The following is a 286-nucleotide window of genomic DNA, read 5'->3' on the forward strand; positions in this document are numbered from 1 at the left end:
ATCGCCAGCGAACGCACCGAGTCGTTACTGAAGAACAGAATGGTCATGGCCCCGGACAAACCCAGGGAAATCGCCACAGGAATGCCGATGAACATCAGCACGAACAGGGCGACGAACAGGAAGGCAATGGTCATTTGGTGGTCTCCGCCTTGTCTTGTTCAGCCAGCTTGACGGCGTCATCCACTTCGCTGTGCAGGCCCAGACCTTGCTGTTTGCCCTGCAGGACGCGGATGAAAATCTGTAGAAAGCGCAGGAACATCAGGGTGAAGCCGATCGGTACGATCAT

The 286-nt window shown here is 55.6% G+C and carries 1 pseudogene; it reads right to left on the bottom strand.

Annotation, left to right across the window (positions count from 1 at the left end):
• A pseudogene (locus tag ACZ3GY_RS23770) lies at positions 1–134 on the bottom strand (C4-dicarboxylate ABC transporter permease); the annotation flags it as partial.
• Between the last annotated feature and the right edge of the window lie 152 nt (positions 135–286).

The organism is Pseudomonas sp. PME37.24/006, from assembly GCF_055556635.1.